Consider the following 18686-nt stretch of genomic DNA (forward strand, 5'->3'; position numbering starts at 1 on the left):
CGAACCAATCAATTAAATTGAAAGATAGAACGCCAATCGAGCGATTGATCGCCCACCATGACAAAATGCGGATTAATCAAGGTTTCACGTTGGTTATAGGTTAAAGGCTCAAAATGAGAATCAAAAATGGCACCATGAGTTTCCCCTAGTAACACTTCAGCGCCAGCGGTATCCCATTCACCAGTTTGCCCTAAACGAACATAACAATCTACTGCACCTTCAGCCACTAAACCGCTTTTTAAGCTACTTGAACCCACCACAACAAATTCACTAGGAAAATCCTTCGGTAAAATCGATCTCACTTTTTCTTGTGAAGTCGTTGCACCTACCGCAATTCGTAAAGGGCGGTCAAAATTAATCGTGGTTTTAGTGAGTTTTTTTACCTGATCCACTTGTTTTTTAAATGCGCCAAAATCACGCATTGCATAATAAGTCGTCGATAAAATTGGTGCATGAATAACGCTTAATACTGGCTTATTTTTACGAACTAAGGTTATCAACACAGAAAATTGATCGGTACGATTAATAAATTGTTGTGTGCCATCAAGAGGATCGATCAACCAATATTCTTTCCAATTTTTACGTTCTTCAAAGGAAATATGACAATTTTCTTCCGAAAGAACAGGGACATTAGGGAAAAGTGCGGTTAATTTTTCTGTCAAAAATTGGCTCACAAAAAGATCCGCTTCCGTCACAGGCGTGTTGTCTTCTTTCAATTCAACATGAACCTGTTTTTGATAAAACTGTTGCAAATGCTTACCCGCTTGATAAGCAATCAGCAATACTTGGTTAAGTAAGTGTTCGTTTAGCATGAGCATAAAATTATTCTCTTGTTTTTGGCAGCAACCACGGCATCACAAATAGAGCATAAAACACCATTCCGCATGTGCTTATTAGCCCGAGGGATAATCCCCCTTCGGTCAACCATCCCCAAAAGGAAGTTTCTTGTTCGCCGAGCAATAACAAATAAAAATAAGATGCCATATTGCAGTAAACAAATGAAATGATCGATGAAACTAATACAATCGAAGCAATGTTATAACGTGTGTAACGGAATTTTACAGCTAAAAGTGCGGTTAAAAATGCGGGGATTGTGGCAAGAAGAAATGCTGTGAGAGCATAGCTAGAAAAAGGAACGATAACGCCACTTGAATCATCATCGAACCAAATCAAAAGTGCGGTGACGATTACTTGTAAAATTAGAGGGAAAAAAATAAGTGTTTTTAAGTAAGATTTCATAATAAAAAAATAGGCTATCCAAAAGGTAGCCTATTCTAAAATAAATTTAAGGATTAATCAGATTTTTTCGCACGTAATACGCGAGATGCAAAAATCACAATGCCCACGATAAATACGATTAAACCTAACCACTCGCCAATAGTATCCCAGTTTTCAAGATTTAAGGATAATGGCGCTTCAGAACCGCCAGTGGTAACAGAAGCCGCAATAATGAATGCTAAAATCACACCCATTAAGCTTTCACCTACAATTAAACCTGCAGAGAAAAGCGTACCGAAACGTTCTGCTTTAGCAGACACTTCTTTGTTACCAAGTTTTGCAATATGACGAGTCATGATCCATGCTAAGAATGCACCGACAATCACAGGCATATTAATTGACGGTGGTAAGTAAATACCAATCCCCACGGCAATAACTGGCAAGCCAAAGACTTTGTTGCTGACTTTTTTCAAGAATGCATCAATCGTAATTAACACAGCCCCCAAAACCACACCAGTTAAAATGTAAGTCCATTCCAATTTATTGGTAAAAATACCTTGAGAAATGGTGGTCATTAATGTTGCTTGTGGTGCAGATAGCGCTTGTGAAGGATCCATATCTGGACGTGGCAACGCACCGCTGAAACCATACGCGTGATATAAGATTTCTAATACTGGCGCGATAACAAGTGCACCGACAAAGCAGCCAATAATTAATGCTACTTGTTGACGCCAAGGTGTCGCATCTACTAATAAACCGGTTTTTAAATCTTGCAAGTTATCATTAGAAATCGTTGCGGTGGTTAAAACAATTGATGCAGTAAAGAGTGTAAGTGCGGTCAAAAATTTCTGACCATCTACGGTTTCAAATAAGCCAGATGCATTACCGATTGATACCAATACCAGTGAAATCACGATAACAGAAATAATCCCGATACCAGAAATTGGGCTTGAAGATGAACCCACTAAACCCGCCATATAACCAGAAGCTGCAGCCACAAAGAAGCCGATAAATACAGCTAAGAAAGTACAAACTACCACTAATAAAATGGAAAGCTCAGGTGAAATCGGTGCAGCCGCGATAAAGTGGTGTAATGAAATAACAATTAACACAACTGTCGCGATTAAGATATAAATCATTGTTTTTGGAGAAAGGTCGATATCAACGCGATGCTCAGATTCAGCCTGTCCACCTTTCAACATACGGAAAGAATGTACCATCCCTTCAATCATTGGTTTCATTAAAATAAGTAATGTCCAAATCGCTGCGATACCAATCGTACCCACACCAATAAAGCGTACTTTCGTTTTCCAAACCACCATTGCAGCATCAATTAAGCTTGCGTCTGCCGCGATATCACCTGACATCGTGAAATATGGCACAGCCACACCCCAAGTCAAAATAACACCGATTAACATCGCAATACCGCCTACGATACCAATTAAATAACCGGCACCCAGCAAGGCAAGTGAGAAGCCCATTGGTAATTGGAAAGCCGCTTTACCAGTTTGAATCCAAGCGCTTGCACCATCAGCCATCACGCGTAAACCGTTAGTTAAAAATGCAACTAATCCTGCTAAAACACCACCATAAGCAATATCTTTCACACCGCTGTCGCCATCTGCATGATTACCTGCTTTTAAGATTTCTGCAGCAGCTACACCTTCAGGATAAGGTAAATCACTGTTTACCACCATCGCACGGCGTAATGGAATGGTGAATAACACGCCCAATGTACCACCCGCAGCACAAATCAACATAGTTTGCCAGAATGGGAAGTCTTGCCAGTAACCCATCATTAATAAGCCTGGTAAGACGAAGATCACAGAAGAAAGCGTCCCTGCTGAAGATGCTTGTGTTTGCACCATGTTATTTTCAAGAATACTAGAATCTTTGAAAAATTTGAGCACTGCCATAGAAATGACGGCCGCTGGAATAGATGACGCAAATGTCATCCCTACTTTTAGACCGAGATACACATTGGATGCAGTGAAAATCACTGTAATCAATGCGCCGAGGATAATTCCTCGAAAGGTCAATTCTTTTAAGTTTTCGTTATGCATATGTTACATCCTTAAGTAAAAAAAAGAGAACACTTTAAAAATCGCAAAAAACGCATATTTTTTCAAGTACTTTTAATCTTAATTTTATTCAATTAGAAAATATTTAAATTAAGCGGTATTTCTCTTTCCTAATTTAATAAAAATGCAATAAATAAGATTTGTGATACTATCTTATTCAATAATAACCTAATCCAAAAGGTAAATTCATGGCTAGCAAAGAAGGTGTCCGCTTAGATAAATGGTTATGGGCAGCACGTTTTTACAAAACTCGTACTATCGCTAAAACCATGATTGAAGGGGGGAAAATACACTACAATGGACAACGTGCTAAAGTTAGTAAAATTGTAGAACTAGGGGCATTAATAAAATTACGCCAAGGGAATGAAGAAAAAGAAGTTGAAGTACTTGCATTAAGTGATCAACGTCGTGGCGCACCTGATGCACAATTACTTTACCGAGAAACGGAAACAAGCCTAAAAAAACGTGAAGAAATAGCATGGGCTCGTAAAAATAATGCATTATCTATGCCCCATCCTGATCGTCGCCCAAACAAACAAGAAAGACGTAATTTACTGAAATTTAAACACCAAGATCACTTTGAATAAAAAAATAACCGCACTTAATCTTACAAGCACGGTTATTTTTCTTGCTATATTTCGACTAAATATCTAAATTTGCACGTAACGCATTCAACTCAATGAACTCACGGCGTGGCTCAACTTCATCTCCCATTAAGGTCGTGAAGAGTTGATCCGCAGCAACGGCATCCTTAATAGAAACCTTCAACATACGACGTGAATTTGGATCCATTGTGGTTTCCCAAAGTTGATCTGCGTTCATTTCACCAAGTCCTTTATAACGTTGTACTTCAAGGCCTTTACGAGATTCTCTCACTAGCCATTCAACGGCTTGTTCAAAACTACGCACTGGTTGAACTTTTTCACCTCGTGTAACGTAAGCGCCTTCTTCCAATACACCATTGAGTTGTTTATTAAGAGAAACAATTTTCGCGTATTCATTGCCGTGAACAAAATCAAAATTCAAGAAATAATCTGTATCAATACCGTGTTTACGAACCGTAATCACCGCTTCATATACTTGGCGTTCCGCGTTAAATTGTGTACGCACTGAATATTGATGCGCTTCTGTTTCTTTTGCAGTCAGTTGTTCAACAAAAGATTTACCCCAATTTTCAACCGCACTTTCGTCTTTCATCATTTCAACAGAAATTGGCGACTGATAAATTAATCCTTGCAACACAGGAGTTGGATAATGGCGACTTAAGCGACCGATAAGTTTTTGTACGCTATTATATTCTTCCACCAATTTTTCAAATACAAGGGCATTCATTGCTGGTGCATTTGCGCTAATATGTAATTCTGCGCCATCTAACGCAAGCGTTAATTCATATTGCTCCATTTCATCCGCATCTTTAATGTAGCGTTCTTGTTTTCCTTTTTTCACTTTGTAAAGTGGCGGCTGAGCAATGTAAACATAACCACGCTCAATAAGCTCAGGCATTTGACGATAGAAGAATGTTAAAAGCAGCGTACGAATGTGAGAACCATCCACATCAGCATCAGTCATGATAATGATATGATGATAGCGTAATTTATCTGGGTTATATTCATCACGACCGATACCGCAACCTAAGGCAGTAATCAATGTTCCCACCTCTTGGGAAGACAACATTTTGTCAAAACGTGCTTTTTCTACGTTTAAGATTTTACCTTTCAATGGCAAAATTGCTTGAGTTTTACGATCACGACCAACTTTTGCAGAACCACCCGCGGAGTCCCCCTCCACCAAGTAAAGTTCAGAAAGTGCAGGATCTTTTTCTTGGCAGTCTGCAAGTTTACCCGGTAAACCTGCAATATCTAATGCTCCTTTACGGCGCGTCATTTCACGCGCTTTACGTGCTGCTTCGCGCGCACGAGCAGCCATAATAATTTGGTTTACAATGATTTTTGCATCTGCAGGATTTTCCAATAAATATTCCTGCATTTTTTCATTCATCGCTGATTCCACCGCACTTTTAACTTCTGAAGACACGAGTTTGTCTTTCGTTTGCGATGAGAATTTTGGATCAGGCACTTTAACTGAAATAATCGCCACCAAACCTTCACGAGCATCATCACCTGAAGTGGCCACTTTTTCTTTTTTCAGCATACCTTCGTTTTCCATGTAGCTATTTAAGCTACGGGTTAAAGCCCCACGGAAACCTGCTAGGTGAGTACCGCCATCACGTTGAGGAATATTATTGGTAAAGCAATACACGTTTTCATTTACACCATCATTCCACTGCAACGCGACTTCTACCCCGATGCCATCTTTCTCAGCTGTAAAATAAAATGGCTTTGGATGAATTGGGTTTTTATTTTTGTTCAAATATTCGACGAATGCTTGAATGCCGCCTTCGTAATGGAAATGATCTTCTGAGCCATCACGTTTATCAATCAAACGAATAGATACGCCTGAGTTCAAGAAAGAAAGCTCGCGTAAGCGTTTTGCTAAGATTTTGTAATCAAAGGTTGTGATAGCAAAAATATCCGAGCTTGGCCAGAAACGAACCGTTGTCCCCGTTGCCTCTGTGTCGCCAATCACTGTTAATGGCGCTTGTGGCTCACCTAAATGATAGAATTGCTCATGAACGTGACCTTGACGACGAATGGTTAATTGTAATTTATCAGAAAGTGCATTCACCACTGATACGCCCACACCGTGTAATCCGCCCGATACTTTATAAGAGTTATCGTCAAATTTACCGCCAGCGTGAAGCACGGTCATGATAACTTCTGCTGCAGAAACACCTTCTTCTGGGTGAATATCCACCGGAATACCACGCCCATCATCTTGCACCGATACAGAATTATCATCATGAATGGTCACGATAATATCGGAACAATGGCCAGCGAGGGCTTCATCAATGGCATTATCCACCACTTCAAATACCATATGGTGCAAACCAGTACCGTCATCGGTATCACCGATATACATACCAGGACGTTTACGCACCGCATCAAGGCCTTTTAATACTTTAATGCTCGATGCACCATAGTTATCATTGGTCGTTTCTGACATAATTTATCTCATTCTTTTGTAAATAAAAATTGGGCGGGATTATAGCAAAAAATCGCCGTTTTGGCGATGCTTTTCGGGAAAGGAAAGATATAAAAAAAGGGCGAATAATCTCGCCCTATAACTTGTTATTTTTTCCAATTTTTTAGCGCATCAGCAAAGGCATTGCCCATCGTATTATTACCTCTTGAACTACGCTCCTCTCGTTGGGTATTTCCACGAGGTCTTGCAGATAAAGTGCGGTCAAATTTACTGTCATTTTTGACCGCACTTTCATCTAATCGCATCGTTAACGCAATACGTTTACGCGGCACATCCACTTCTAAGACTTTCACTTTCACGATATCGCCCGTTTTCACCACTTGATGTGGATCTTCTACGAATTTATCGCTTAATGATGAAATATGTACTAAACCGTCTTGGTGAACACCAATATCCACAAATGCACCGAAATTAGTCACATTGGTGACGGTACCTTCTAAAATCATACCCGGTTTCAAATCGGTGATTTCTTCCACGCCTTCTGCGAATACCGCAGTTTTAAATTCACCACGCGGATCGCGCCCCGGTTTTTCCAACTCTTTGAAAATATCTTGAACGGTCGGTAAACCAAATTGCTCATCAATGAATTGTTTCGCATCAAGCTGACGAACCACACCCGCATTACTCATTAAATCTTGGATAGATTGTGCTGTTGCTTGCAAGATTTTTTCCACTACTGGATAAGCTTCTGGATGGACACCTGAAGCATCAAGTGGATTTTTCCCACCTGCAATACGCATAAAGCCCGCACATTGCTCAAAGGCTTTTGGCCCTAAACGCGGCACTTTTTTCAATTCGCTACGGCTTTCAAAACGGCCATTTTCATCACGGTATTCCACAATGTTTTGTGCTAAGGTTTTTGTCATACCAGCTACGCGAGCAAGCAATGGCGCGGATGCCGTATTTAAATCCACACCCACTGCGTTTACACAGTCTTCCACCACCGCATCAAGTTTACGCGCAAGTTGGGTTTGGTTTACATCATGTTGATATTGCCCAACACCAATGGCTTTCGGTTCGATTTTCACTAATTCTGCTAATGGATCTTGTAAACGCCGCGCAATAGAGACCGCACCACGTAAAGATACATCTAAATTCGGGAATTCATTTGCGGCAAATTCAGAAGCAGAATAAACCGATGCCCCCGCTTCACTCACTACAACAGTTTGCGGTTTATTTTCTTTGATTTCTTTAATCACCTCTTTCGCAAAACGTTCAGTTTCACGAGAAGCAGTACCATTACCAATGGCAATTAACTCTACGTTGTGTTTGCGGATTAAGCTGAAAATCGCCACTTGCGCTTCGGCTTCACGGCCTGTGTGTGGATAAATGGTGGTGGTATCTAATAATTTACCTGTGTTATCCACCACCGCGACTTTCACTCCCGTACGCAATCCTGGGTCCAAGCCCATAGTACTTTTTGCGCCAGCGGGGGCTGCCATTAAAAGTGCGGTCAGATTTCGAGCGAAAACATCAATGGCCTCTTCCTCCGCTTTTTCACGTAAACTTGCCATTAATTCCGTTTCTAAATGCAAGGAAACTTTGATTTTCCATGTCCACGCAATCACTTGCTCACGCCATTTATCTGCTGACTGATCAGTAAAACGTACATCTAAATAATCACGAATAATCTCTTCACAATAACTTTGACGACTTCCCTCTTCTGCATCAGGATCCGCATTTAAGCTTAATTGTAAAATGCCCTCATTACGTCCACGGAACATGGCTAATGCACGGTGAGAAGGAACATTTTTCAATAATTCTTGGTGATCGAAATAATCTTGGAATTTTGCGCCTTCCGTTTCTTTGCCTTCGATCACTTTGGATACGATAACCGAATTTTTCGCTAAATAATCACGAACTTTCGCTAATAACCCAGCATCTTCAGCAAAACGCTCCATTAAAATATAACGTGCACCATCAAGTGCTACTTTAGTATCTGTTACGCCTTTATCAGCATTAACAAAGGAAAGAGAGGTTGATTCTGGGTCATTTTTCGGCTCGTTCCAAAGTAAATCAGCCAATGGCTCCAGACCCGCTTCAATCGCAATTTGGCCTTTGGTGCGACGTTTTGGTTTGTATGGTAAATACAAATCTTCTAATTCGGTTTTGCTTTGTGTCGCATGGATTTTGTCACGCAATTCATCAGTCAATTTCCCTTGCTCTTCAATAGATTTCAAAATGGTTTGACGACGATCTTCTAATTCACGTAAATAAATTAAACGGGTTTCAAAATGACGAAGCTGGGTGTCATCTAAGCCACCAGTGGCTTCTTTACGATAACGTGCAATAAATGGAATGGTGTTGCCATCATCTAGTAATTGAATGGCAGCGAGGATTTGTTGGGGTTGAACGGTTAATTCTGCCGCAATAATTTGGCTAATTTGTTGATTTAACATTGTCATACTTCTTTGTTATGAAAGGATTCGAGAAAAAACGGGGATAGAATACTGGTTTTAGGCTGTTGGCTCAAATATAATTCGAAAAACTTTCTTTTATTTTTATTATGGCAAAATCAAATTATATTACCCGTCAAGGCTGGAATGAGCTTGATCAAGAACTCAAGTTTTTGTGGAAAGAAGAACGCCCAAAAGTTACTCAAGCAGTCTCAGATGCCGCTGCGCTAGGCGATCGTAGCGAAAACGCAGAATATATTTACGGAAAACGTCGTTTACGTGAAATTGATCGTCGAGTACGTTTTCTTTCTAAACGACTAGAAGTGCTACAAATAGTAGATTACAGCCCAAAACAAGAAGGTAAAGTGTTTTTTGGTGCGTGGGTTGAGCTAGAAAATGAAGAGGGAGAAGTGAAGCAATATCGCCTAGTCGGTTGTGATGAATTCGATCCTGCTAAAAACTGGATCTCCATTGATTCTCCTGTTGCGCGTGCTTTAATCGGTAAAAGCGTTGACGATGAAATCCATGTAAAAACGCCCTCTGGCAAAATAATTCTCTATGTGAACCGAATTTGGTATGAGAAATAAGCAATGAAAAAACATTCATCATCTTTCTCTTTAAATAAGATCAAACAAAATTCGAATAATTTTCACCGCACTTTCAAGCAAAAGTCAAAGTTTAAACTCATCTCACTAAAAGAAACGAAAGTTATCGTATTTAATAAACCCTTTGACGTGCTTACTCAATTTACTGATGAGCAAGGTCGTCGCACATTAAAAGATTTTATTTCTATTCCAAATGTTTATGCAGCAGGACGATTAGATAGAGATAGTGAGGGATTATTGATTCTAACTAACAATGGCGAACTACAACATCGCTTAGCAGATCCTCAATTTAAAACAGAAAAAACTTATTGGGTACAAATTGAAGGAATACCCAAAGAAAAAACTTTAGATCAACTTAGAAAAGGCGTAAAACTTAAAGATGGCATAACTAGCCCAGCTAAAGTACGCCATATCTCCGAACCTAACCTATGGGAACGAAGCCCGCCGATCCGAGATCGTAAAAATATTCCAACAAGTTGGCTAGAAATAAAAATTAGTGAAGGGCGTAATCGTCAAGTTCGTAGAATGACTGCCCATATTGGTTTCCCCACTTTACGGCTAATAAGAGTAAATATCGGCAATTTATCCATCAATAATTTAAAAAATGGTGCATTTAGATCATTACCATTAGATGAAATAAAAGACCTATTTAACCAATTAAAGATAAGATACTAATCTGATAAATATAGCTTGATAACTATAAATATTATAGAGATATATATCTAATACTCATAAACAAAAAAGTGCGATGAAAACTCACCGCACTCTTCTCTTACTTGTCTCTTAGACTATTTCGCTACATCTATTATTTGATGATTTTCGCTACAACGCCCGCACCAACCGTACGACCACCTTCACGGATTGCGAAACGTAAACCTTGGTCCATCGCGATTGGGTGGATTAAGCTTACTGTCATTTTGATGTTATCACCAGGCATTACCATTTCCACGCCTTCTGGTAATTCAATTGTACCAGTTACGTCAGTTGTACGGAAATAGAATTGTGGACGATAACCTTTGAAGAATGGAGTATGACGACCACCTTCTTCTTTTGATAATACGTACACTTCTGATTCGAAGTCAGTATGTGGTGTGATTGAACCTGGTTTTGCTAATACTTGACCACGTTCGATTTCTTCACGTTTAGTACCACGTAATAATGCACCGATGTTTTCACCTGCACGACCTTCGTCAAGTAATTTACGGAACATTTCAACACCCGTTACAGTCGTTTTCGCTGTATCTTTGATACCGACGATTTCTACTTCATCACCAGTACGGATGATACCACGTTCTACACGACCTGTTACTACTGTACCACGACCTGAGATTGAGAACACGTCTTCGATTGGAAGAAGGAACGGTTGGTCAATCGCACGTTCTGGTTCTGGGATGTAAGTATCTAAGTGGTTTGCTAATTCAAGGATTTTTTCTTCCCATTCTGCTACGCCGTTTAATGCTTGTAATGCAGAACCACGTACGATTGGAGTATCGTCACCTGGGAAGTCATATTGAGATAGAAGTTCACGAACTTCCATTTCTACTAATTCTAATAACTCTTCGTCATCTACCATGTCGCATTTGTTTAAGAATACGATGATGTATGGAACACCTACTTGGCGACCTAATAAGATGTGCTCACGAGTTTGTGGCATAGGACCATCAGTTGCTGCTACTACTAAGATTGCACCATCCATTTGTGCCGCACCAGTAATCATGTTTTTTACATAGTCGGCGTGTCCCGGACAGTCAACGTGTGCGTAGTGACGAGTTGCTGTATCGTATTCAACGTGTGAAGTGTTGATGGTGATACCACGCGCTTTTTCTTCTGGCGCGTTATCGATTTGGTCAAATGCGCGAGCTGCACCACCGTAGTGTTTAGATAATACGGTTGTGATTGCTGCTGTTAAAGTTGTTTTACCGTGGTCAACGTGGCCGATTGTACCCACGTTTACGTGCGGTTTTGTACGTTCAAATTTTTCTTTAGACATTGCTAATGTTTCCTAAGAAGTGCGGTATAAAACACTCATGTTTTACACCGCTGGTTTACAAAAATTATTTTTTACGCGCTTCAATTACTGCAGCTGCAACACTTGTTGGCGCTTCAGCATATTTTAACGGTTCCATTGAGTAAGATGCACGACCTTGAGTTTGTGAACGTAAGTCTGTTGCATAGCCGAACATTTCTGAAAGTGGAACTTCAGCATCGATCTTAACAACGAACTCATTCGCTTCTTGACCGTTCACCATAGCACGACGACGGCTTAAGTCACCAATTACATCACCAACATATTCAGGTGGAGTTTCAACTTCAACTTTCATAATTGGCTCAAGTAATACTGGGTTTGCTTTTGCGAATGCTGCTTTAAATGCTAAAGATGCAGCAAGTTTAAACGCTAACTCAGATGAGTCTACATCATGGTATGAACCGAAGTGTAAACGTACACCAAGATCAACTACTGGGTAGCCCGCTAATGGACCAGATTTAAGCTGTTCCTGAATACCTTTATCAACCGCAGGAATGTATTCACCAGGAATTACACCACCTTTGATTTCATTTACGAATTCGTAACCAGGACCTTCTGGATCTAATGGATATAAGTCGATAACAACGTGACCATATTGACCGCGACCACCAGATTGTTTTGCGTGCTTACCTTCCACATCGTTAACACGAGTGCGGATAGTTTCACGGTAAGACACTTGTGGTTTACCGATGTTAGCTTCCACTTTGAACTCACGTTTCATACGGTCAACGATGATATCTAAGTGTAATTCACCCATACCAGAGATGATGGTTTCACCAGATTCTTCATCAGTGTGAACACGGAATGAAGGGTCTTCTTGTGCTAAACGACCTAATGCTAAGCCCATTTTTTCTTGGTCAGCTTTAGTTTTTGGTTCTACCGCAACAGAGATTACTGGCTCTGGGAATTCCATACGCTCAAGGATTATTGGTGCTTCAATTGCACATAATGTATCACCAGTAGTTACATCTTTTAAGCCGATAGCAGCTGCAATGTCACCTGCACGAACTTCTTTAATTTCTTCACGTTTGTTAGCGTGCATCTGTACGATACGACCAAAACGTTCGCGTTTTTGACGTACAGAGTTTAATACTGTGTCACCAGAATTAATAACACCAGAATATACACGGAAGAAGGTTAAGTTACCTACGAATGGGTCAGTTGCAATTTTGAATGCTAATGAAGAGAATGGTTCTTCATCGCTTGCGTGACGCTCACCTTCAGTTTCATCAAGGTTGATACCTTTGATCGCCGGAATATCAGTTGGTGCCGGTAAGTATTCAACAACGGCATCCAGCATAGCTTGAACACCTTTGTTTTTGAACGCAGAACCACAAGTTACTAAGATGATTTCGTTTGCTAATACACGTTGACGTAATGCAAGTTTGATTTCTTCTTCAGAAAGATCTTCACCGCCAAGGTATTTTTCCATTAATTCTTCAGATGCTTCAGCCGCTGCTTCAACAAGGTTTTGACGCCATTCTTCGCAGTCTGCTTGCATATTTGCAGGTACATCTTCATAGGTGAAGGTCATACCTTGGTCAGCTTCGTTCCAGTTGATCGCTTTCATTTTGATCAAATCAACAACACCGGTGAAGTTATCTTCTGCCCCAATTGGAAGTTGAAGAGGAACTGCGTTAGCACCTAAACGAGTTTTCAATTGCTCAACTACGCGTAAGAAATTTGCACCAGTACGGTCCATCTTGTTTACGAACGCAATACGTGGCACTTGATATTTGTTAGCTTGACGCCATACAGTTTCAGATTGTGGTTGAACACCACCAACCGCACAGTAAACCATTACCGCACCATCAAGAACACGCATAGAACGTTCTACTTCAACAGTAAAGTCTACGTGTCCTGGAGTATCGATAACGTTGATGCGGTGTTGTTGGAACTGTTGCGACATACCAGACCAGAATGCAGTTGTTGCCGCAGAGGTAATGGTAATACCACGCTCTTGTTCTTGTTCCATCCAGTCCATCGTTGCTGCACCATCGTGCACTTCGCCGATTTTGTGGCTAACACCAGTATAGAATAAGATACGCTCAGTAGTCGTGGTTTTACCCGCATCAATATGCGCACTGATACCGATATTACGATATCTTTCAATAGGGGTTGTACGAGCCATTATTATAACCTTGTTTATTTAATATCAGTTTATATAAGGGTAAGGCTTCATCAATGATGAAGCCCTTTAAATTCAAAACTTATTACCAACGGTAGTGAGCAAATGCTTTGTTAGCTTCAGCCATGCGGTGAACATCTTCACGTTTTTTCACTGCTGCACCTTTATTATCTGAAGCATCAGATAATTCGTTTGCAAGGCGTAAAGCCATTGATTTATCACCACGTTTACGTGCTGCTTCAACGATCCAACGCATACCTAATGCGTTACGACGTACAGGACGCACTTCAACTGGTACTTGGTAAGTAGAACCACCAACACGACGAGATTTAACCTCAACAGTTGGACGTACGTTTTCAAGTGCAACTTCAAACGCTTCTAAAGGCTCTTTACCTGTGCGTTGTGCTAAAGTTTCTAAAGCACCATAAACGATTGATTCAGCAACGGATTTTTTACCGTCTACCATGATTACATTAATAAATTTTGCAAGTAACTCTGAACCGAACTTCGGATCTGGAAGAATCTTGCGTGCTTCAACACTACGACGACGTGGCATTGCGAATTTCTCCGTATTTTAATCTTCAGGATATCCAAAACCCATCAGCAATATTTCTCTTTGAGAAAATTTGCAGCGCAAAGCGCTTTTTGACTGGAGTTTATGGTTTAAATTGTTTTGCTAATTTAGACGTTTGGCCTTACTTAACGGAGAACCATTAAGCTTTAGGGCGTTTAACGCCGTATTTAGAACGACCTTGTTTACGATCTTTAACGCCTGCGCAGTCTAATGCACCGCGTACTGTGTGGTAACGCACACCCGGTAAGTCTTTAACACGACCACCACGGATTAATACAACACTGTGCTCTTGAAGGTTGTGACCTTCACCACCGATATAAGAAGTTACTTCAAAACCGTTAGTTAAGCGGATACGACATACTTTACGTAACGCTGAGTTTGGTTTTTTAGGAGTTGTAGTATATACACGAGTACATACACCACGTTTCTGCGGGCAAGCCTCTAATGCAGGAACGTTGCTTTTTACAACCTTTTTCACACGCGGTTTGCGTACTAGCTGGTTGATAGTTGCCATTAAAAAAGCTCCAGTTTAAATGTTATTCAATAATAGAATGTTGTTCAAAAATCTACTTCCATACAGAAATAGACGGCGAATTTTAATCGTTCCGAGGTTTGTTGTCAATAATTAAACAACGCCAAGGATCCGTGAAAGGATCTTTAGTTGCGTACAAAAACGCTTCCAAAATTCACTGCACCTTTTATTCAAAATGCCAAACCAATTGCCCCAGCTAAATGACAGTTTTATAATTTCTACTTAATTAGTATTAAATTACAATGATTATGTTACGCTCGCTCAAATTTCACTTACGCTATTTCTTCCATAAAAAGCTACGCCAAACACACAGAATTTCCCACAAAAGTTTAGAATTTATCTGCCTAATTATAGGTGCGACATTTGTCTCACTCTTTTCATTTGGCTTTGCTAAATTATCTGATCTTGGACTAGAATTAAACGCTCACTGGTCATCTAAATATCCTATTGCAGTTTGGTTTGTGTTACCCCTAGGTATGGCTTGCCTGACTTGGTTTACGAAAAAATATACTCCCTATGTAGGAGGAAGCGGTATTCCGCAAGTCATTACATCAATTAATCTTCCTCATAGTAGTTATAAAACTAAATTAGTTGAATTCAGCCAAACTATTTGGAAAATTCCTCTTACCTTTCTGGCTATGCTTATCGGTGCATCGGTTGGCCGTGAGGGACCATCAGTACAAGTTGGTGCAGCTGTCATGCTGGCGTGGGGAAATTATTGTAGAAAACATAATTTAGCGTTTAAAGGATTAAGCACCAATGAATTACTTGCCACAGGTGCAGCAGGTGGGCTTGCGGCAGCCTTTAATGCACCTTTGGCTGGAGTAATATTTGCGATTGAAGAACTTGGACGTGGCGTAATGTTACGTTGGGAACGACGCGTATTGATGGGGGTATTGGCTGCAGGTTTTATTCTTGTCGCGATTCAAGGAAACAGCCCTTATTTTCCAAGTTATCAGGGGGCAACTTCTGTTTCTTATCTCTATCTTTGGCTTGCAATTTGTGGGGTGGTTTGTGGCATTCTAGGTGGCATATTTGGACGATTATTAGCAAAAGGTCTCGCAGGATTATCGCCTGAAAAATGGCGTGGCTGGGTTCGCCAACATCCTATTTATATTGCTTTATTATTGGGTTTAGTGCTTGCCGCACTTGGCAGTTACACTCACGGACAAACCTATGGCACTGGCTATGAGGTTGTTGCACGCGCCTTAGAAGGGCAAGCTATAGAGCCTGAAATTGGTATCCTTAAACTTTTGGCAACGGTAACCACTTATTGGAATGGCATTGCTGGTGGTATCTTTACCCCATCACTGACAACAGGCGCAGGCATTGGCGCAATGCTGTGGGATATCAGCGGAGGGATGGTCGATCAACGTTTTTTGGTGATTTTATGTATGGCGGCATTTTTAGCTGGCGGCACACAATCACCAGTTACCGCCAGCGTTGTTGTGATGGAAATGACAGGTGCACAACCCGTTCTCATTTGGCTCTTGATTTCTAGCATTATTGCATCCATAATCTCGCGCCAATTTAGCCCAAAACCATTTTACCACTTTGCTGCAGGACGTTTTCGCCAGCAAATGCAAGCTCGCCAAGCCGAAGAATTACGCAGCAAAACCGAATAAGAGAAATAAAAATGCCTCAAAATCTACCGCACTTTTACCGCGGCCGTTTTTCTGTTGCGCCAATGTTAGATTGGACAACACGCCATTGTCGTTATTTTCATCGCCAATTTTCAAAGCATGCGTTACTTTATACTGAAATGGTCACCGCACCTGCGATTATCCACGCAAAATATGACCACTTGGATTTTGATTTACAAGAAAATCCCGTTGCGTTACAGCTAGGAGGAAGCGATCCTGAACAACTCAAATATTGTGCAAAACTTGCTGAGGAGCGAGGCTATCACGAAATTAATCTTAATGTAGGATGCCCTTCTGATCGCGTACAAAATGGAATGTTTGGCGCTTGCTTAATGGCGAAAGCAGATTTGGTAGCAGACTGTGTAGAACAAATGCAAAGTGCGGTCAAAATTCCAGTCACTGTGAAAACGCGTATTGGCATTGATGAATTAGAGAGCTATGAATTTTTATGTGATTTTATTGAAAAGGTTCAAGGAAAAGGTTGCCAAGAGTTTATTATCCACGCACGAAAAGCATGGCTTTCGGGGTTAAGCCCAAAAGAAAATCGAGAAATTCCACCATTAGATTATGCCCGGGTGTATCAACTAAAACGTGATTTTCCACAACTAACTATTGCAATTAACGGTGGCATAAAAACCATTGAAGAAATGAAACAACATTTGCAATATGTGGACGGCGTGATGATTGGGCGAGAGGCCTATCAAAATCCAAGTTTACTTGGGCAAATTGACCAAGCCTTATTTGATCCTAACGCACCAATTGTTACCGCCCATGAAGCGGTACAATCAATGCTTCCTTATATTGAGCAACAACTTACCCAAGGTATACACCTTAATCATATCGTCCGTCATATGTTAGGTGCATTTCAAAATTGCAAAGGTGCTCGTCAATGGCGACGCTATTTAAGCGAAAATGCGTTTAAACAAGGCGCAGGAATTGAAGTCGTTGAAACCGCCTTAAGCTTTGTAGAAAACGAATCCTAAAAAACAAAATAAGCCGCAAAAGTGCGGCTTATTTTTTAGCTATTTTTCTTACGCAATACGCATTTGAAAAATCACCAATTCAGCTTGGCAACAAAAAGTGAAATCTGCCTTTAATAAATAACCATCATCCACTTTTGTAATTTCAGATTGAATTTCACAAGGTTCACTTTCTACATCACGCGCTTTCTGAGTAAAAAATGCGAGCGCTTCTTGCGCTTGTTCCTCACTGTCATAAACATATTCAATAACCTGACTACAATCACGATTATCGAAAAGTGATTTCATATCAAATGTGTTACAACCTACACATTCAATCGGTTTTTCAGTTTGAATTGCCATAATGTTATCCCTTTTATTCAGATTATTTTGCAGCAACAAACCCTACTGCCTCATACACTTTCGCCAAGGTTTCTTGTGCTTTTGCACGAGCTTTTTGCGCACCTTGTCGTAAGATATTATCTAATAAAACCTCATCATTACGATATTGATGGAAACGTTCTTGTAAACCAGCAAGTAGGGTTGAGACTTCATCCGCTACAGCTGTTTTTAAATGTCCGTACATTTTGCCTTCAAATTCTTTTTCAAGATCAGCAATTGGCTTATCCGTAACCGCAGAAAGAATATCTAAAAGATTGGATACACCCGCTTTATTTTCCACGTCATAACGAACAACAGGCGGCTCATCTGAATCTGTTACGGCACGTTTGATTTTCTTCGCCACAGATTTTGGATCTTCCAAAAGTGTCACTACATTGTTGCGGTTATCATCTGATTTTGACATTTTCTTTTCAGGATCTTGCAATGACATAATACGCGCACCTGCTTTTCCAATGAAAATTTCAGGAATAGTGAAAATATTGCCATAGAGCGCATTAAAGCGATTTGCAATATCACGCGTAATTTCTAAGTGTTGTTTTTGGTCATCACCAACAGGCACGCTTTTTGCTTGATAAAGTAAAATATCCGCCGCCATTAACACAGGATAATCAAACAAACCTACGTTAATATTTTCTGCATAACGCGCCGATTTATCTTTGAATTGCGTCATTCGACTCATTTCACCGAAATAAGTGTAGCAGTTTAACACCCAGCCTAATTGCGTGTGTTCTGGAACATGAGATTGAACAAAAATAGTACTTTTATTTGGATCAATTCCGCATGCCAAATAAAGTGCAAGCACATCAAGCGTTGCTTTGCGAAGGGCAACAGGATCTTGACGAACAGTGATCGCATGTAAATCAACTACGCAGAAAATACATTCATAATCTTCTTGCATTTTCACCCAGTTGCGCAAGGCGCCCAAATAATTTCCGATAGTTAATTCACCTGAAGGCTGCACGCCACTAAAAACAATTGGTTTTGCCATAATCAATCCTTAATACCTTAAAACTGTTCGCA

16 protein-coding genes are annotated in these 18686 nt (G+C 40.4%); 5 read left to right on the top strand and 11 right to left on the bottom strand.

Going from position 1 to position 18686, the window contains the following annotated elements:
* Nucleotides 1-8: 8 nt before the first annotated feature.
* Genes cysQ through KP713_RS06985 form a run of 3 tightly spaced genes read right to left on the bottom strand, consistent with a single transcriptional unit; the run spans nucleotide 9 to nucleotide 3281 of the window.
* Nucleotides 9-818 (bottom strand): 3'(2'),5'-bisphosphate nucleotidase CysQ, encoded by an 810-nt coding sequence (gene cysQ, locus KP713_RS06975; RefSeq protein ID WP_215770240.1) that lies wholly within the window; start codon nucleotides 816-818, stop codon nucleotides 9-11.
* 4 nt (nucleotides 819-822) lie between these two features.
* The gene (locus KP713_RS06980; protein WP_118817389.1) at nucleotides 823-1239 is read right to left on the bottom strand and encodes an HI_0559 family membrane protein; all 417 of its coding nucleotides are present in this window, start codon (nucleotides 1237-1239) and stop codon (nucleotides 823-825) included.
* Between the two features lie 53 nt (nucleotides 1240-1292).
* Nucleotides 1293-3281 carry an OPT family oligopeptide transporter gene (locus KP713_RS06985; RefSeq protein WP_106013680.1) on the bottom strand — a complete coding sequence of 663 codons (1989 nt, stop codon included), beginning with the start codon at nucleotides 3279-3281 and terminating at the stop codon, nucleotides 1293-1295.
* Between the two features lie 206 nt (nucleotides 3282-3487).
* Between KP713_RS06985 and hslR the strand changes: the two genes are divergently transcribed.
* The gene (hslR, locus tag KP713_RS06990; RefSeq protein WP_048953393.1) at nucleotides 3488-3886 is read left to right on the top strand and encodes a ribosome-associated heat shock protein Hsp15; all 399 of its coding nucleotides are present in this window, start codon (nucleotides 3488-3490) and stop codon (nucleotides 3884-3886) included.
* Between the two features lie 55 nt (nucleotides 3887-3941).
* On the opposite strand, the gene gyrB is transcribed toward hslR, so the two are convergent.
* Both gyrB and KP713_RS07000 read right to left on the bottom strand, forming a co-directional pair.
* Complete coding sequence (gene gyrB / locus KP713_RS06995; protein WP_215770241.1) at nucleotides 3942-6362, bottom strand: DNA topoisomerase (ATP-hydrolyzing) subunit B; 2421 nt, start codon at nucleotides 6360-6362, stop codon at nucleotides 3942-3944.
* A gap of 125 nt (nucleotides 6363-6487) precedes the next feature.
* Entirely contained in the window at nucleotides 6488-8800 is a 2313-nt protein-coding gene (locus KP713_RS07000) for a Tex family protein (protein WP_215770242.1), read from the bottom strand.
* A gap of 107 nt (nucleotides 8801-8907) precedes the next feature.
* On the opposite strand from KP713_RS07000, the gene greB reads away from it, so the two are divergent.
* A complete protein-coding gene (greB, locus tag KP713_RS07005; protein WP_048953387.1) occupies nucleotides 8908-9384 on the top strand; it encodes a transcription elongation factor GreB in 477 nt (158 codons plus the stop codon).
* 3 nt (nucleotides 9385-9387) lie between these two features.
* A complete protein-coding gene (locus KP713_RS07010; RefSeq protein ID WP_215770243.1) occupies nucleotides 9388-10077 on the top strand; it encodes an rRNA large subunit pseudouridine synthase E in 690 nt (229 codons plus the stop codon).
* Nucleotides 10078-10207: 130 nt separating this feature from the next.
* Here the strand turns inward: KP713_RS07010 and tuf are convergent, their stop codons facing one another.
* The 4 genes from tuf to rpsL form a co-directional block, all read right to left on the bottom strand.
* Complete coding sequence (tuf, locus tag KP713_RS07015) at nucleotides 10208-11392, bottom strand: elongation factor Tu (protein ID WP_005646706.1); 1185 nt, start codon at nucleotides 11390-11392, stop codon at nucleotides 10208-10210.
* Between the two features lie 64 nt (nucleotides 11393-11456).
* A complete protein-coding gene (gene fusA / locus KP713_RS07020; protein ID WP_009501123.1) occupies nucleotides 11457-13559 on the bottom strand; it encodes an elongation factor G in 2103 nt (700 codons plus the stop codon).
* An 82-nt stretch (nucleotides 13560-13641) separates the two neighbouring features.
* A complete protein-coding gene (rpsG, locus tag KP713_RS07025) occupies nucleotides 13642-14112 on the bottom strand; it encodes a 30S ribosomal protein S7 (protein ID WP_005626581.1) in 471 nt (156 codons plus the stop codon).
* Between the two features lie 157 nt (nucleotides 14113-14269).
* The gene (gene rpsL, locus KP713_RS07030) at nucleotides 14270-14644 is read right to left on the bottom strand and encodes a 30S ribosomal protein S12 (RefSeq protein WP_005543325.1); all 375 of its coding nucleotides are present in this window, start codon (nucleotides 14642-14644) and stop codon (nucleotides 14270-14272) included.
* Nucleotides 14645-14910: 266 nt separating this feature from the next.
* Between rpsL and KP713_RS07035 the strand changes: the two genes are divergently transcribed.
* Together KP713_RS07035 and dusA are read left to right on the top strand one after the other, a co-directional pair.
* Nucleotides 14911-16287 carry a chloride channel protein gene (locus tag KP713_RS07035; RefSeq protein ID WP_215770282.1) on the top strand — a complete coding sequence of 459 codons (1377 nt, stop codon included), beginning with the start codon at nucleotides 14911-14913 and terminating at the stop codon, nucleotides 16285-16287.
* Nucleotides 16288-16298: 11 nt separating this feature from the next.
* Entirely contained in the window at nucleotides 16299-17288 is a 990-nt protein-coding gene (dusA, locus tag KP713_RS07040) for a tRNA dihydrouridine(20/20a) synthase DusA (RefSeq protein WP_215770244.1), read from the top strand.
* Nucleotides 17289-17336: 48 nt separating this feature from the next.
* On the opposite strand, the gene KP713_RS07045 is transcribed toward dusA, so the two are convergent.
* Nucleotides 17337-17627, bottom strand: a complete 291-nt coding sequence (locus tag KP713_RS07045; protein WP_005665629.1) for a YfcZ/YiiS family protein — start codon at nucleotides 17625-17627, stop codon at nucleotides 17337-17339.
* 22 nt (nucleotides 17628-17649) lie between these two features.
* Nucleotides 17650-18654 (bottom strand): tryptophan--tRNA ligase, encoded by a 1005-nt coding sequence (gene trpS, locus KP713_RS07050; protein ID WP_215770245.1) that lies wholly within the window; start codon nucleotides 18652-18654, stop codon nucleotides 17650-17652.
* Between the last annotated feature and the right edge of the window lie 32 nt (nucleotides 18655-18686).

The sequence above is a fragment of the Haemophilus sp. SZY H36 genome (assembly GCF_018829625.1).
GTDB lineage: Bacteria > Pseudomonadota > Gammaproteobacteria > Enterobacterales > Pasteurellaceae > Haemophilus > Haemophilus haemolyticus_K.

Excerpts from the sequence above, each read along its gene's own strand:
- cysQ (WP_215770240.1), bottom strand. The coding sequence starts at position 818 with ATGCTCATGCTAAACGAACACTTACTTAACCAAGTATTGCTGATTGCT.
- KP713_RS06980 (WP_118817389.1), bottom strand. The coding sequence starts at position 1,239 with ATGAAATCTTACTTAAAAACACTTATTTTTTTCCCTCTAATTTTACAA.
- KP713_RS06985 (WP_106013680.1), bottom strand. The coding sequence starts at position 3,281 with ATGCATAACGAAAACTTAAAAGAATTGACCTTTCGAGGAATTATCCTC.
- hslR (WP_048953393.1), top strand. The coding sequence starts at position 3,488 with ATGGCTAGCAAAGAAGGTGTCCGCTTAGATAAATGGTTATGGGCAGCA.
- gyrB (WP_215770241.1), bottom strand. The coding sequence starts at position 6,362 with ATGTCAGAAACGACCAATGATAACTATGGTGCATCGAGCATTAAAGTA.
- KP713_RS07000 (WP_215770242.1), bottom strand. The coding sequence starts at position 8,800 with ATGTTAAATCAACAAATTAGCCAAATTATTGCGGCAGAATTAACCGTT.
- greB (WP_048953387.1), top strand. The coding sequence starts at position 8,908 with ATGGCAAAATCAAATTATATTACCCGTCAAGGCTGGAATGAGCTTGAT.
- KP713_RS07010 (WP_215770243.1), top strand. The coding sequence starts at position 9,388 with ATGAAAAAACATTCATCATCTTTCTCTTTAAATAAGATCAAACAAAAT.
- tuf (WP_005646706.1), bottom strand. The coding sequence starts at position 11,392 with ATGTCTAAAGAAAAATTTGAACGTACAAAACCGCACGTAAACGTGGGT.
- fusA (WP_009501123.1), bottom strand. The coding sequence starts at position 13,559 with ATGGCTCGTACAACCCCTATTGAAAGATATCGTAATATCGGTATCAGT.
- rpsG (WP_005626581.1), bottom strand. The coding sequence starts at position 14,112 with ATGCCACGTCGTCGTAGTGTTGAAGCACGCAAGATTCTTCCAGATCCG.
- rpsL (WP_005543325.1), bottom strand. The coding sequence starts at position 14,644 with ATGGCAACTATCAACCAGCTAGTACGCAAACCGCGTGTGAAAAAGGTT.
- KP713_RS07035 (WP_215770282.1), top strand. The coding sequence starts at position 14,911 with ATGTTACGCTCGCTCAAATTTCACTTACGCTATTTCTTCCATAAAAAG.
- dusA (WP_215770244.1), top strand. The coding sequence starts at position 16,299 with ATGCCTCAAAATCTACCGCACTTTTACCGCGGCCGTTTTTCTGTTGCG.
- KP713_RS07045 (WP_005665629.1), bottom strand. The coding sequence starts at position 17,627 with ATGGCAATTCAAACTGAAAAACCGATTGAATGTGTAGGTTGTAACACA.
- trpS (WP_215770245.1), bottom strand. The coding sequence starts at position 18,654 with ATGGCAAAACCAATTGTTTTTAGTGGCGTGCAGCCTTCAGGTGAATTA.